Origin of the sequence: Meiothermus sp. Pnk-1, from assembly GCF_003226535.1 — a bacterium.
Classification (GTDB): Bacteria; Deinococcota; Deinococci; order Deinococcales; family Thermaceae; genus Allomeiothermus.
Genome location: NZ_QKOB01000003.1, coordinates 290,113 through 304,094, shown reverse-complemented (window position 1 = coordinate 304,094; position 13,982 = coordinate 290,113). Strand labels below are relative to the sequence as shown.

Below are 13,982 nucleotides of genomic sequence, written 5' to 3'. Positions count from 1 at the left end.
CCTAACAAAACGAGAGGGCGGGCCAAAACCCACCCTCCCCTACGGTTAGCTCTAGCGTTCGCTGGGAACTTTGATCTTGCCGGCGACGATGTCTTTGCGGATGGCATCCAGCTTGGTGATCACGCCAGCCGGAATCAGCGCCCGGTTGTACTGGTCGAAGGCATAGCCCACGCCGTTGTTGTTCAGGCCGAACTCCCGCACCCCACCTTTGAAGTTTTTCTGGACCACGCTCTTGATCACCTCATAGGTAGCCACGTCCACCCGCTTGAGCATGGAGGTGAGCCCGTGGTTGAGCGTAGCGGGGTTGTTGTCGGTATCGCCCAGGTAGTTTTGGTTGGCGTCCACGCCGATGAAGAAAAGCGGACGGTCGTTGGCGGTGCAGTTTTGGTTGTAGGCCGCGTAACGGGGCACGTTGGCGAAGGGGTTACGGATGAACTTCACCCCAGAGGGGAGCTCGCTGGCCTTGATGCACTTCTTCTGCTTGATGTAGTCAATCGAGCCCAAACCCGAAGCCCCCGCGGCGGAGTAGATGATGTCCGCACCTTGACCGACTTGCGAGGTGGCGATCTCCTTGGCCTTGGCAGGGTCGTTCCAGGCGGCAGGGGTGTTGCCCACGTAGCCTACCAACACCTTACCCTGCACCCCGTCTTCTTTGAAGGCGTACTCGGCCCCGGCCTTGTAGCCGACTTCAAACTTGTGGATCAGGGGGATATCCATCCCGCCGATGAAGCCTACCACTCCCGTCTGCGAGAGCTTACCGGCGATATAGCCGACCAGGAAGCTGCCTTCTTGCTCGCGGAAGACCAGCCCCACCGCATTGGGCAGTTTGCCCTCGCCGGGTACGTCGTCGATCACCGCGAAGTTGACGTCTTTGAAGTTCTTGGCGTTTTCGGTGATGGCCGGGTTGTTGGCGAAGCCCACCCCGATCACCAGGTTAAAACCCTCTTCGGCAAAGCGGCGAATGCCCTGCCCGACCTGCGAAGGGTCAGCCGGTTCGAAGTCGAAAAGGCCGATCTTGAAATCTTTTTGGGCACGCTGGGCGCCCTCCCAGGCCGACTGGTTGAAGCTGCGGTCGTTCTTCCCGCCTGCGTCAAAAGCAATGCCTACCCGCACGGTGTTTTGGGCCAAAGCCAGGCCCAGCGCCGCGCTCAGAGCAAGGCCGAGTGCAAAGGGTTTCTTCATCTGGCTCCTCCGTAAGTTGTTGCAATGGCTCACGCCAAAGGGATTATATAGGCCCTTCTGGGGTACAGGTAGCCCCCAGGGGTGAGAGCCCTCTGAGGTTTTCACATAGTATCGAAACGTTTTTTCGTTTTGCACGTACTCCAGCGGTCTGGTGCGACGCGAGACCAAACAGCCACCGCCCCGTGATGTACTTATTGATTTCCTTCCTGGATTCGGTAAACTCTCAGGCGGACGCTAGGTGGCGGGTATACCCTGCTGCCGAAGGGGGGAGTCCGGAAGGTTCGCCCACCCCGCGAAGACTGAGCCCGGCTGTGGCCGGGAAAACGACCCAAGGGGGTTTTCATGTCTCGTGGAGCAGTGAGTCGGTTCCTCAAGCACCACTTCCGGCACTTTAACGCGGCGACGTTGGTAGAAGCCGCCGAAGCGTATCGCCAACACCTCGATTCGGGGGGGGTGATGATGATCACCCTGGCCGGAGCCATGAGCACCGCCGAGCTGGGGATCAGCTTGGCGGAGATGATTCGCCAGGACAAGGTGCAGGCCATTTCCTGTACGGGGGCTAACCTCGAGGAAGACCTGTTCAACCTGGTGGCCCACGACCACTATGAGCGCGTACCCCACTGGCGCGACCTCACCCCGCAGGACGAGCAAGCCCTGCTCGAGCGCCACATGAACCGGGTTACCGACACCTGTATCCCGGAGATGGAGGCCATGCGACGTTTGGAGGGTGCTTTGATCGAGGAATGGACCCGGGCTGATCAGGCGGGGGAGCGTTACTTCCCCCACGAGTTCCTCTACCGGATTATCCGTTCGGGAAGGCTCGAGCCCTACTACCAGATTGACCCCAAGGATTCGTGGATGGTCGCCGCTGCGGAGAAAAATCTGCCCATCGTGGTTCCCGGTTGGGAAGACTCCACCACCGGCAACATGTACGCTGGGCACTGCCTGGCGGGGGAGATCAAAAACGTCCATACCGTCCGCACCGGCATCGAGTACATGATGATGTTGGCCGATTGGTATGTGGAGACCTCGCGGCGTCATTCCATCGGCTTCTTCCAGATCGGCGGGGGCATCGCTGGGGACTTCCCCATCTGCGTGGTGCCGATGCTCCACCAGGACATGCGCCGCCCCGATATCCCGATGTGGGGATATTTCTGCCAGATCTCTGACTCCACCACCAGCTACGGGTCATACTCGGGAGCGGTGCCGAACGAGAAGATCACTTGGGGAAAGTTGGCGGTGGATACGCCCAAGTACATCATTGAATCCGATGCCTCTATCGTGGCTCCGCTGATGTTTGCCCTGATCTTGGGGGAGTGAGCCGCTGCGGATGCCCGTCCCGCTGTTTTGTGCCCAGTACGGCCCCCAGCCCGAAGCGGCGCTTGGAACCCCACGGCTTACGCCGCCAACGGGTTACCGCAGCCCGTGGTGGAAATTCGGCAGGTGGGTTCTGCCCACTTGGTACACTTGGAGCAGGTCGCGGGAGGGGAGATGGAGGGCGAGGCCAGGCGCTACCTCAAACAGCACTTCAACCTGGATGGGCCAATCTCACCCGGGCGCTTCGAGAGCGAGCTAGCCAAGCGGATTGGCAGCCCCGCCCGGCGCAAGCCGGTGTTGCAGGCTTGGAAGCGATACCTTAGCGGCGGCGGCTTAGAGGCGGTGCGAAGATTTTACGGCGAGCTACTGGCGCACCCCCGGGAGCGTCTGGAGGGGTTGGTGTACGCGCTGCACCTTCCCTACTTGGAGTTTTACCTTCAGCGACTCCCGGCCCTGCTGCCCGAGCGGGGTAGAGTTCTGGAAATCGGGGCGTTTACCGGTTTTCTGGTCAACCTTTTGGCGCAAAAGCGCCCCGAACTCGAGTGGCATGCCCTCGAGGGGGTCGAGGAGGCGGTGGCGGTGGGCAAGGCCCGTACCCAGGGGATCGAGTGGCACCAAGGGTGGTATGGTGAAGCGCTGGAGGGGATCCCGCCGGTAGACGCCGCCCTGATGCTCTCGGTATTGCCTGAGGGATACCTGGGGGACCTCCCGGCCCGGCTCGAGACCGAGGAGTTCTACCGCCACTTCGAGATTCCTCAGCGCTTCATGCCGCTCGCCGGGCTGTTGCGCCCCGGCGGGCTGCTGATCTACGGGCACGGCCCCTTCTTGGGCAAGAACTTCGAGGCGGTAGGCGAGGCCCTGATCCGGTTGGGGTTTAGCGACGTGCGCCGGGTGGGCGAGGGTGAGTATGTGCTGGTGCTGGGCCGGATGCCCGAGGAACTGCGGCTCGAGCCCCCGGTCAAGGCGCAGGAGGCCGAAGCGCCGCGGGTGGAGGATAAAGCCACGGCCTCGGTGGAGGAGGTATGGGCTTTGCTCGAGCAGGGGGATTACGCCGCGGTGCTGGCTCAGGTCCCGCCGGACGCGGAGGGGCGCCTGGCCTACTTGCGGGGCCGGGCCTTGATGGCCCTCTCCCGCTTCGAGGAGGCCGAGGGGACGCTCGAGCAGGCCGCTTGCGAGGAAGCCGAGGACTTGCGGGTACTGTGCTGGGTGGAGATGGGGGAGTACCAGCGGGCCTTGCCCCGCCTGGAGGCCCTCAGCAGCCGAGGCGGGCGCTACCGGTTGGCCCTGGGCCGGGTCTACCTGGGCTTGGGTCGGCTCTCGGATGCCCTGCGTCAGCTGTATGAGTCGGGGCTGGCGGAGGCGCGCTTGCCCATCAAAGCCGCGCTCGAGCGCTTGGAGGAGCGGGCCTTCCGCTTTGGGCGCGAGGGGGACTGGAGCGAGGTCAGCCGTCGGGTGGAATTTGTCGAGGACCTCTCGCCCGAGCTGCTGACCCGCGGGCTCTTGTTTTTGGGCTTGCAGGCTGCGTTGCAGCAAGGGTTGTGGGCCCGCGCCGAGCGCTATGCCCGCCGCCTCTACGATCAAGGGGAAGCGGCGGGGGCCCTGGGGTTGGCCTTGACCCAACTCCGGGTGCGGGGGCCAGAAGGGCTGGAGGACGTCCTGCTGATCGAACTCAAAGCGGTCGAGCCTTACCTCACCGATGCGGTAGCCAGAGCCGAGGACGCCATGGCTTTGCTGGCCTTAGGGCTTCTCCGCTACCGCGAGGAGCGCTTTCCGGAGGCCCTGCAACACCTCGAGCGCGCGGCCCGCGAGGGCCGGGGGGAGTCTGCCGGATTGGCCTACCACTACCTGGCCCTAACCAAGCGGGCCCTCGGCTACCCCATGCTGGAAGTGTTGGGGGATCACAAACGGGCCCACGCCCTCAGGGCCTACCCGCTTCCGGTGCTCTACCAGATGGCGCAGGAGGCGCTGGCCGCGGGCGAACCGGTGCTGGCCCGGGAATTCTTGGGCCGGGTGCGCGACGCTGGGCTGGAAGCGGTGCAGGATCAGCTCGAGGGCGTGTTGGCCCTGGTGGAGGAGCTCGAGGGCCCCTGGGAGGCTTTTCGCCTGCTGACCTCCGCCCTGGCCCATACCCCGCATCCTGCGCTGGAGCAGCTGGCCCTCGCTTACCGGCTCTCCCGCAGCTTCCGCCAGAGCGAGGAAGCCGAGAAGGTACGGGGGGAATACCTGGCGGCACTGTATGCCCGGGGGCGGCTTGAGGAAGCCCGCCAGCTGCTTGAGGACGAACTCCGCCACCGCCCTGGTGCTCTAGAGGTGATGTTCGATCTGGCCGAACACTTCGAGCGTAGCGGGGCCTACAAGAAAGCCGCAGAGGTCTGGCGCAAAGCCCTCGAGGTGGCCTACTATGCGGAAAAAGACCTCGAGCTTGCGCGGGAGATCCTACGTAACCTGCTGTTTTTAAACCCCACCGACCCTGAGCTGGCGCTATACCTAGAGGAGCTCAAGGCTACTTCGGCGGCCCTCGCTCAGCTAGACGGCAGCACGGACACCCTCGAGGGCCTTACCCCGCAAGGATTGCTGCACGAGGGGCTGCCCAAGTTTCACGGCGAGTACCTCATCGTGGTAGGGGGGCACACCCAGCTCAGGAGCCGGATGGTGCCCTTCCTGGAGGCCCAGGGGTTGCGCTTGGACTGGTTTGACGCCGACGCCAACAGTTCGGGGCGAGAGGCGATCCGCCGCATCCAAAACCGGGTGGAGCGGGCCCACGGGTTGATGATCATTTCCAGCTACGTCGGCCACGATGTCTCCGAGCCGGTAAGGCTCGAGGCTGAACATCGGGGGGTGCCGGTCTACATCACCCCCGGGCGGGCTCGGGGCATCACCGGTTTCCTCCGTGCGGTAGCGGATTTTGCCCCGCAGATCTTTAAACGGGCGCTCAAGAGCAGTTCGGGGGACTGATACCTCATGCGATAAACGCGATTTGCGTCGTACGTCGTACGCTGTACGTCTTACGCTAAACGCGAGGTGCTCCCTCCCCTAGCAGGGGAGGGCTGGGGTGAGGTTGGCATACGTCCTACGTCGTACGCCATACGCGACTTAGGTCATACGTCGTACGTCGTACGCAAAACGCTAAACGCGGCTTACGTCGTACGTCTTACGCTAAACGCGGGGATAGATTCCCTATCGGGACGGCGTGCCGCCGTACACCCGGGGGTAGATTCCCTACGGGACGGAGCAAGCTCCGTGCACCCGGGGGACGATCCCCTGTCGGGACCGGCAGGGCCGGTACACCCAGAGGTAGATTCCCTATCGGGACGGCGTACCGCCGTACACCCAAGGGACGATTCCCTATCGGGACGAGCAAAGCTCGTACACCTAGGGGACCAATCCCCTTCGTACGACGTATGACGTTCGACGTACGACGTCTGAGTCAGCACAAATCAAGTTACCAAACCTAGATACACCGGGTTCGCCCTCGAGCCGCAGCACCCGCGGCCCCTTTGCCAACCTTACCACGCATAGTCGTACGCAAGACGCGGTGGATTAGCCGCCCCTAGGTTGCAACGGGAGCAAAAACCGGTAAAGTGGAGGCATACAACATTTTGCTTTTTGAGGAGGCCGAGATGAAGGTCAACCGTCGTCAGGTGTTGAAGGCCGGTCTGGCAGCGTCTACCGTGTTCAGCCCTTACATGATCGGGCTGGCCCAGTCGCGCCCGGTTAAGCTGGCTGCGATCCTTCCGCTTACCGGAGCCTTCGCTTTCGCGGGGAACGCGGGGCTCGATGCCTTCCGCGACCAGACTGACCGCATCAACGACAGCGGGGGAATCGGGGGGCGGAAGCTCGAGCTGATCGTGGAGGACGACGGCTACGACGTGGCGCGAGGGACTGCGGCATTCAACCGTATCGTGCAGCGGGAGCGGCCGGACGAACTGCTGTTCGTCTATGGAGATTCTACCGGGCTGTCCAAGGCCTTGGCCCCGGAGATCACCCGGCTGCAACTGCCCTATACCGCTACCTCTTTCGCCAACGAACTGGCTGACCCCAAAACCTACCCCACCATCTTCGTCTTCGGCCCCACCTACAACGACATGGCCGGGGCTTTGCTGCAACAAGTGCAGCGCGTTCGTGGCCGGGGAGCCAAGATTTTTTTGGTCTACTCCAACTCCGAGTTCGGGCGGGACAACATCCAGTTCATCAAGGACCAAGCTGCCAAGCGAGGCTACCAGATCGTGGGTGAGGAAGTAACCCCCCTGGCCATCTCGGACGCCACCCCCATCGTTACCAAGCTGCGCCAGGCCCAGCCGGATTTCGTCATCCTCCAGGGGTACGTACTGACCGTAGAGCCCCTGTTGGTGCGGGCTGCCCGCGAACAAGGGGTGCGCGCCACCTTCATGGGTACCTACTACTCTGCCGAATTGGCCCTGATGCAGCGGGCTGGGGCGGCTGCCGATGGCTTCATTGTGACCTACCACAACGCCTACTACTACGACACGCTGATCCCTGCCGTGGAGCAAATTCGCGCGCTGCGCCGCTCCAAAGGCCGTGACCTCAGCTACCGCCCCACCTACTACATGGGTTCTTGGGCGGCCATGGACGTCATTGCCGAGGCTATGCGCCGGGCTGCCCAGGCCGGTAAGCTCACCCGTCCAGGCATGATCGAGACGCTAGAGAACATGAGCGACTACAACGCGTTTGGCCAGTTCCGTAACCTGAACTGGGTCAACCATCGCCTGCCGTTTACCAAGCTCTACCGCGCCAACGTCAAAGATGCCCGCTTTGACGCCATCACCGATTGGGTGGACGGTTCAAAGGTTTAGTCGGCGGGACGGCGCACCCAGGACATGGACTTAGCCCTCAATTTGCAAACCCTCGTCAACGGCCTGGCCAACGGGGCACTGTACGCGGTGATCGCTGCCGGGTTTGTGTTGGTGTATCGTGCCACCAGCGTCACCAATTTCGCCATCAGCGAGTTTTTGCTTATCGGGGCTTACCTGACTTACACCCTCTCGCTCGTCCTGCCGGTGCTGCTGGCGATGCTGTTGGCTTTGCCGCTGGCGTTTGTATTTGGCGTGTTGGTCGAGCGGGGGTTTGTGCGGCCTCTGCTGGGGCGCAACGTGGTCGCGGTGGTCATGGCCACCATCGGCCTGGCGGCAACCCTGGACGGAACCGCACTCATCGTCTGGGGGCCAGATCAAAAGGCCATGGGGGCGGCGGACATTTCGCAACTGCCCAAGGAGCTACCTAACCTGGCCTTTGAGGTGGGTGGGGTGTTTCTTTCGTCCAAGGCGGTGTGGAGCTTGATCCTGGCCCTGCCCTTGGCGATCTCTCTCGTCGCCATGCTCAAGTACACCCGTTACGGGGTTCTCTTGCGGGCGGTCTCGGAGAGCGAAACCGCTGCGCTGGCCCTGGGCATCAACGCCCCTCGGGTGGTGGCTGTCGCCTGGGGTATCTCGGCGATGATGGCGGCCATCGGCGGAGCCTTCCTAGCCGGGGCGGCAGGGGGTGGTGGGCCGGGTCATCATCTGATCCTCTTGGGGTTGGTGGTGTTTCCGGTGGCGATTCTGGGCGGTTTTGACTCGGTAGCGGGGGCGGTGATGGCAGGGCTTATAATCGGGGTGATCGAAGCTTTTTCCCAGCTGTACCTCGAGGCCCTCCTGCCCGGCATCAGCCAAGCCATTCCCTTTTTGATCGTGCTGTTGGTGCTGCTGCTACGGCCTTACGGCCTCTTCGGGCAGCGGCGCATCGAGCGGGTGTGAGGCTTTAGCGATGGCCGAACTTCACGTCGAGAACCTCAAGGTCGTCTACCGCGGGGTGATCCTGGCCTTACAAGGGGTGTCGCTGCGGGCGGGTTCGGGGGAGGCCGTAGCTTTGCTCGGCCCCAACGGGGCCGGGAAGAGTACCTTGGTGCGCGCGGTGGCTGGACTGCTGCCGCAGTACGACGGGCGGGTGCTGGATGGCAAGATTGCAATCGGTCCGCACGACACCAGCCGTGCCCCCGCGCTCAGGGTGGCCTCTTTGGGCCTTACCGCGATCCTCGAGGGCCGCCCGGTGTTTCGCTACCTGACGGTGCTAGAGAACCTCCGCGCCGCCGCGCACAGGCTGAGCCCGGCTCGCCAAAAAGAGATCACCGACGAGATCTTCAGCCGCTTCCCTCGCATCTATGAACGTTGTGGCGAGCAGGCCGGATACCTCTCGGGCGGTGAACAGCAGATGCTCCTTTTGGGGATGGCCCTGCTCACCGAGCCCAAGATCCTGGTGGTGGACGAACCCAGCCTGGGCCTCTCGCCCAAACTCGTCGAGGAGGTCATGCGGGTCTTGGACGAACTCCGCCGCGATAAGGGCCTCACCCTGGTGCTGGTCGAACAGAACGCCCGCGCTGCGTTTCAAATCGTCGAGCGGGTCTACGTGATGGAGCAGGGCCGGGTGGTCTTCGAGGGCACGGCCCAGGAGGCTCAGGCCGATGCTGATGTGATGGAGTTCTACCTGGGTGCGGGGGCCACCGGTGGTTTTGCCGAAGCCAAGCGCTACCGCAGGAGGAAGCGATGGGTGTAGCGTGGCCAAACGCCGACTATAGAGCGGGCCGTTGGCGATCGGTTGGGGTCAGGAGGTCTACATGAGCCGAGTCTTGGAGGCCAAAGACCTTCACCTTTCTTTTCGCGGGGTGAGGGCGCTGGCCGGGGTGAGTTTCACGGTTTCCGCAGGTGACCTCTTCGCGGTGATCGGCCCCAACGGAGCGGGAAAGACCAGCTTGCTCAACGTGCTCTCCGGTCTATACAGGCCGCAGCGTGGTCAGGTGGTGTTCTTAGGGGAGGAACTAGCCGGACAGAGCCCGCAGGATCGGGTGCGCAAGGGGCTGGGCCGGACGTTTCAAAACCTCGAGCTGTTCCGCGGCATGACTGTCCTGGACAACGTCAAGTTGGGAGCCGAGCTGGCGGCGGGGGCTTACACCGATCTCCTGCCCAAGGCCCCCACCGAGTGGAAGATTCGCCGTTGGGCGGAGGAAGTCCTCGATTACCTACGCCTCTCTCCCTATCGCCACGCACTTGCCGGAGCCCTACCCTATGGCTTGCAAAAGCGGGTGGAGGTAGCCCGGGCCTTGGCCGGTCGGCCCAAACTCCTGCTCCTCGATGAGCCGATGGCTGGTCTCTCGCTGGAGGAGAAGCAGGACTTGGCCCGCTTTTTGCTCGACGCCCGGCGCGAGTGGGGGGTGACGCTGATGCTGGTAGAGCATGACCTGAGGGCGGTGCTCGAACTCTCTACCCGGGTGCTGGTGATGTCGTACGGGGAGGTTCTCTACCAGGGGGAACCCTCCGGCGTGCGGGAAGATCCGCGCGTGGCCGAGGCCTATCTGGGGAGGAGCGCGTGAGACCGCTGGCCGCTAAACATCCAAGGGTTGGCCTAGGGATCGAAGGGAGGGGAGATGGGTAAGGACACCCTTATCGCTGCTCTTCGTCACCAGGCTCGCACAAAGCCGAGGGCTCCGGCCCTGCGGGTCAAGCGCTACGGGGTGTGGGAGACCACTTCCTGGTCGGGGTTGTGGGAAGAGGTGCAGCGGTTGGCCGGAGGGCTTCGCCGCTTGGGCCTCGAGCCGGGCGGGGTGCTCGCCATCTTGGGTCAGAACGCGCCGGAATGGGTGGCCGCCGAACTCGCAGCGCAAGCCCTGGGAGCCATGCCGATGGGCATCTACGCCGACGCCATGCCCGAGGAAGTGGGGTACTTCCTGGAGTTTTCCGAGGCGCAGGGGATCGTGCTCTCCGACGAGGAGCAGCTCGACAAGGTGCTGCCCCACCTGGACAAGCTGCGCTTCGTGTTGGTGTGGGAAGAAGCCGGCATGAGCAAGTACTGGGGAGAGAAAATCCTGCCGTTTTCCAGAGCCCTCGAGGTCGGGCAGGCCCCAACGGCCCGGCAAGCCGTAGAGGCGGCTTTAGAGCGGGTCCGACCGGACACCCTCGCCCTTTTGGCTCCTACCTCCGGCACCACCGCCCGCAGCAAGCTGGCCATGCTCACCCACGCCCAGCTCATCGCCGGGCTCGAGGCGGTAGGCGAGGTGCTCCAGCTCACCGGCAAGGAGTGGGTGTTCTCCTATCTCCCGTTGCCCTGGATTGGCGAGCAGATGCTCACCGTAGTGCGCGGGGTGGTAGACGGGCTGGTGCTGCACTTCCCTGAGGATGCCATCACCGTACGGGAAGATATCAAGGAGGTTCAACCCGACTTCTACCTGGCTCCGGCAAGGCTTTGGGAGGACATGGCCGCCCTCATCCGCAGCCGCATGGAGGATGCCGACCGGGTCAAGAAAGCGGTGTACCGCTGGGGCATAGGGGTACTGCTCGAGGCCGCCCAGCGGGAGTTCCGCCGTGAACCGGTGGGCTTGGGGTTAGACCTGGCGCGTGCCCTCGCCTACCCTCTGGTGGCCCGGCCCTTGCGGGCCCGTATGGGCTTGGCAGCCTGTCGCGTCGCGGTGACGGGTGGGGCTCCTCTGGGGCCGGAGGTCTTCACCTTCTTCCGAGCGCTGGGGGTGGATATCCGCCAGGTTTACGGCCAGTCCGAGACCGCCGCCACCAGCTGTGGCCACCTCCCCGGCGACGCCCCGCCCGAGACGGTAGGCAAGCCCTTGCGAAATACCCAGGTCCGCATCAGCCCCGAGGGGGAGATCCAGGTCAGGGGGAAGCAAGTCTTCGCCGGCTACTTCAAGAACGAGACCGCCACCCGGGAGAGCTTCACCGAAGACGGCTGGTTCCGCACCGGGGATGCGGGGTTCTTCAACGAACGGGGGCATCTGGTGTTGCTGGGCCGCTTGAAAGAGGTAGGGGCGCTTGCCGACGGTACGCGCTTTGCCCCCCAGTTCCTCGAGAACCGCCTCAAGTACTCCCCCTATATCCGCGAAGCTGTCGTCATTGGGCACGGCAAGCCCTTCGTCACCGCGCTGGTCGAGCTTGACCCGGAGAATACCCAAAACTGGGCCAGGAAGCGCGGTCTCGCCTTCTCCACCTACCAAAGCCTCACCGCGAGCGAGGCGGTCTACGGGCTCATCGCCAAGGAGATCGCCATGGCCTGCGAGAGCCTACCCGAGGCGCTTCGGGTGCGCCGCTTCGCCATTTTGCCCAAGGAACTCCACGCCGACGACGAGGAGGTCACCCGCACCCGCAAGGTCAAACGGGGAGTGGTGGAAAGCCGTTACAGGGCGCTGCTCGAGGCTTTATACGACGGCTCGAGGTCGGTGCAGCTCTCCCTGCCCATCCGCTACCTCGAGGGGCAGGGCACGCTGGAGGCTTTGGTCTATATCGCCGATGTAGGGGTTTCGTTTCCCTCGAGCCCAAAGGTGGGAGCATGAACGTTGAACGGTCCTGCGGGCTACGCCGCACGTCGAACGTCAAAAACGGCCAGTGGCCCATGGCTGGTGGCTCGGCTGTGGCGAACGCCTCCCCTCCCGGCGTTGGAGGCTTTCCGTGTATCGCCTGAGTCAAACCCTCACCGACGCTTTCAGCCGCCGCTTCTCGCGTACGGTGCGGGAGACCTACCGCCAGGATGAAGCCTACGCCAATACTCCTCAGGGTCGCTTTGGGTTAGTGCTCTTGTTGGTGGGGGTGCTGCTGCTGCCCCTGCTTTTGCCGCAGTACCCGTTGTTCGTCCTGACGCAGATCCTCATCGCGGCCTTGGCCGGGCTGGGGCTGCATCTGTTGGTGGGTGGGGCGGGGCAGATCTCCTTGGGGCAGGCGGCCTTTGTGGGGGTGGGGGCTTATGTCTCGAGCCACCTCAGCGGAGACCTGGCCCCTTGCGGCATCCTGATGGGGGGAGTGGTGGCGGCTTTGATCGGGGTGGTGCTGGGGATTCCCTCGCTGCGGATCAAAGGGGTTTACCTGGCTATCGGAACGCTGGCCTTCCAGTCGCTGGCGGACTATATCTTTCGCCAGTGGAAGGGTTTTACCGGCGGGGTGGCCGGGCGTACCCTGCCCGCCGACAACCGTTTCCTGGGACTGCCCCTCACCGATGACCGGGTAGCTTTTTACCTGGGCCTGCTCTTTGCGCTCCCGCTGTTTTTCTATGCCAAGCGGTTGCTCTCGACCCGCGCGGGCCGGGCTTGGTTCGCGGTGCGCGACAACGATCTGTCGGCCCAGCTCTCCGGGGTGGATCTGGTGCGGGCCAAGCTCACCGCTTTCGCGCTCTCGGCTTTTTACGCAGGCGTAGCGGGCGGGATTCTCATGCACCTGATCGGGACGGTGGCGCCGGAGAACTTCACGCTGGCCTTTAGCATCCAGTACCTGGCCATCGTCATCGTGGGTGGGGCAGGGACCGTGCTGGGAGCGGTGTTGGGGGCTTTCTTCGTGGTGCTGATCCCGGAGATTTTGAGCGTAATCGCCGGGGCTTTTGGGCCCCAGTATGTGGCTCAGCTCTCCGCCTGGCGCAGCGTGGCTTTCGGGGTGCTGATCCTGGCCTTTCTGATCCTCGAGCCCCGCGGCCTGGTTGGCCTGTGGGGCCGTATCCGGGATTACTTTCGCACGTGGCCGCTTCCTTATTGATCCCTCCCTTCACGCGGTAGACTGGGCTCATGGTGGATTACGATTTGAGCGAGAACGCATTGGTCGGCCTGGTTACCCTGGCCCTCGAGGGCCAAGAGGGCATTCGGCTGGCGCAGCCTGGAACCCGTAGCGTAGGCGATCTAATCCCCGGGCGACGGGCCAAGGCAGTACGGGTAGAGCGGGAGGGAGAGAACCTGACGGTGGATGTGGTGGTCTGCGTGGATTACGGCAAGCCCATCCCCGACCTGGCTAAAGAAGCCCAGCGTTGCATCGCTGAAACCCTTACCGTGAGCACCGGGCTCAAAGTTCGGGCGGTGAACGTGACCGTGGTGGCGGTGGAGTACAAGGAGCCCAATGCTGCATAACGCAATACGCCCGGTGGAAATGGCTAGATGCTTGGGAAAGGCGCTTGGCGTTCGGCGGTTGGCGTTGGGCATGGTGGGTGGCGTCGTTTCGCCGAGCGTATCGAGGGGTGGCCAGCATGCGTCGTAAAGCCCGTGAGCTCGCGTTTAAAGTGCTCTTCGAGCACGCCGTAGGTGGGGTAAGCCTGGAGGAAGCCTGGGAGCACGTCAGCCAGAGCCAAGAACTCGAGGAGGGTAACTCCTCCACAGAAGGTTACGACGACCTCCTTGACCAGGGAGGGCTCGAGTTCGCGCGAAGATTGCTCGAGGGCTACCAGCATCGCGAGGCCGAGGTTGATAAGGTGCTGGGCAGCACCATCCAGGGCTGGAGCTTTGGGCAGATGGCCAAGACCGACCTGGCGGTACTGCGCCTGGCGGCCTACGAGATGCTCTTTGAGCCCACCCCGTACGCTCCTCTCATCGAGGTGGCGGTCAAGATCGCCAAGCGCTATGGCGGTGAGGATTCGGGCCGCTTCGTCAACGGGGTGCTGGGCCGCTTGCTCAAACGGATCGAAAGCGGAGAGATTCAGGCGGTGGAGAAGGAGAAATAGTTGTTCGGAATCGTACG

The 13,982-nt window shown here is 63.4% G+C and carries 11 protein-coding genes; 10 read left to right on the top strand and 1 reads right to left on the bottom strand.

Annotated features, from left to right (window positions below; genetic code table 11):
* Positions 1-51: 51 nt before the first annotated feature.
* Positions 52-1,182 carry a BMP family protein gene (locus DNA98_RS06270; RefSeq protein WP_110528331.1) on the bottom strand — a complete coding sequence of 377 codons (1,131 nt, stop codon included), beginning with the start codon at positions 1,180-1,182 and terminating at the stop codon, positions 52-54.
* A 342-nt stretch (positions 1,183-1,524) separates the two neighbouring features.
* Between DNA98_RS06270 and DNA98_RS06265 the strand changes: the two genes are divergently transcribed.
* The 10 genes from DNA98_RS06265 to nusB all read left to right on the top strand — a co-directional run bounded on the left by DNA98_RS06265 (position 1,525) and on the right by nusB (position 13,965).
* A complete protein-coding gene (locus DNA98_RS06265; protein WP_110527776.1) occupies positions 1,525-2,502 on the top strand; it encodes a deoxyhypusine synthase family protein in 978 nt (325 codons plus the stop codon).
* Positions 2,503-2,673: 171 nt separating this feature from the next.
* Positions 2,674-5,454: a tetratricopeptide repeat protein gene (locus tag DNA98_RS06260; RefSeq protein WP_110528329.1), complete on the top strand. Its 2,781-nt coding sequence runs from the start codon at positions 2,674-2,676 to the stop codon at positions 5,452-5,454.
* A 665-nt stretch (positions 5,455-6,119) separates the two neighbouring features.
* Positions 6,120-7,313 carry an ABC transporter substrate-binding protein gene (locus DNA98_RS06250; RefSeq protein ID WP_110528326.1) on the top strand — a complete coding sequence of 398 codons (1,194 nt, stop codon included), beginning with the start codon at positions 6,120-6,122 and terminating at the stop codon, positions 7,311-7,313.
* Positions 7,314-7,337: 24 nt separating this feature from the next.
* The gene (locus DNA98_RS06245; RefSeq protein ID WP_110527770.1) at positions 7,338-8,252 is read left to right on the top strand and encodes a branched-chain amino acid ABC transporter permease; all 915 of its coding nucleotides are present in this window, start codon (positions 7,338-7,340) and stop codon (positions 8,250-8,252) included.
* Positions 8,253-8,262: 10 nt separating this feature from the next.
* Complete coding sequence (locus DNA98_RS06240) at positions 8,263-9,048, top strand: ABC transporter ATP-binding protein (protein WP_110527767.1); 786 nt, start codon at positions 8,263-8,265, stop codon at positions 9,046-9,048.
* Between the two features lie 61 nt (positions 9,049-9,109).
* A complete protein-coding gene (locus DNA98_RS06235) occupies positions 9,110-9,862 on the top strand; it encodes an ABC transporter ATP-binding protein (RefSeq protein WP_110528323.1) in 753 nt (250 codons plus the stop codon).
* A 54-nt stretch (positions 9,863-9,916) separates the two neighbouring features.
* On the top strand, positions 9,917-11,827 hold the full coding sequence (locus tag DNA98_RS06230) for an AMP-binding protein (protein ID WP_110527764.1): 1,911 nt from the start codon (positions 9,917-9,919) through the stop codon (positions 11,825-11,827).
* A gap of 115 nt (positions 11,828-11,942) precedes the next feature.
* Positions 11,943-13,013 carry a branched-chain amino acid ABC transporter permease gene (locus DNA98_RS06225; protein WP_110527761.1) on the top strand — a complete coding sequence of 357 codons (1,071 nt, stop codon included), beginning with the start codon at positions 11,943-11,945 and terminating at the stop codon, positions 13,011-13,013.
* Between the two features lie 29 nt (positions 13,014-13,042).
* On the top strand, positions 13,043-13,378 hold the full coding sequence (locus DNA98_RS06220; protein WP_110527758.1) for an Asp23/Gls24 family envelope stress response protein: 336 nt from the start codon (positions 13,043-13,045) through the stop codon (positions 13,376-13,378).
* A 116-nt stretch (positions 13,379-13,494) separates the two neighbouring features.
* On the top strand, positions 13,495-13,965 hold the full coding sequence (nusB, locus tag DNA98_RS06215; protein ID WP_110528320.1) for a transcription antitermination factor NusB: 471 nt from the start codon (positions 13,495-13,497) through the stop codon (positions 13,963-13,965).
* Positions 13,966-13,982 lie beyond the last annotated feature (17 nt).

What these genes read in the sequence shown, in the direction of transcription:
- DNA98_RS06245 (WP_110527770.1), top strand. Translation starts at nt 7,338, where the DNA reads ATGGACTTAGCCCTCAATTTGCAAACCCTCGTCAACGGCCTGGCCAAC.
- DNA98_RS06220 (WP_110527758.1), top strand. Translation starts at nt 13,043, where the DNA reads ATGGTGGATTACGATTTGAGCGAGAACGCATTGGTCGGCCTGGTTACC.
- nusB (WP_110528320.1), top strand. Translation starts at nt 13,495, where the DNA reads ATGCGTCGTAAAGCCCGTGAGCTCGCGTTTAAAGTGCTCTTCGAGCAC.
- DNA98_RS06260 (WP_110528329.1), top strand. Translation starts at nt 2,674, where the DNA reads ATGGAGGGCGAGGCCAGGCGCTACCTCAAACAGCACTTCAACCTGGAT.
- DNA98_RS06240 (WP_110527767.1), top strand. Translation starts at nt 8,263, where the DNA reads ATGGCCGAACTTCACGTCGAGAACCTCAAGGTCGTCTACCGCGGGGTG.
- DNA98_RS06235 (WP_110528323.1), top strand. Translation starts at nt 9,110, where the DNA reads ATGAGCCGAGTCTTGGAGGCCAAAGACCTTCACCTTTCTTTTCGCGGG.
- DNA98_RS06250 (WP_110528326.1), top strand. Translation starts at nt 6,120, where the DNA reads ATGAAGGTCAACCGTCGTCAGGTGTTGAAGGCCGGTCTGGCAGCGTCT.
- DNA98_RS06265 (WP_110527776.1), top strand. Translation starts at nt 1,525, where the DNA reads ATGTCTCGTGGAGCAGTGAGTCGGTTCCTCAAGCACCACTTCCGGCAC.
- DNA98_RS06270 (WP_110528331.1), bottom strand. Translation starts at nt 1,182, where the DNA reads ATGAAGAAACCCTTTGCACTCGGCCTTGCTCTGAGCGCGGCGCTGGGC.
- DNA98_RS06230 (WP_110527764.1), top strand. Translation starts at nt 9,917, where the DNA reads ATGGGTAAGGACACCCTTATCGCTGCTCTTCGTCACCAGGCTCGCACA.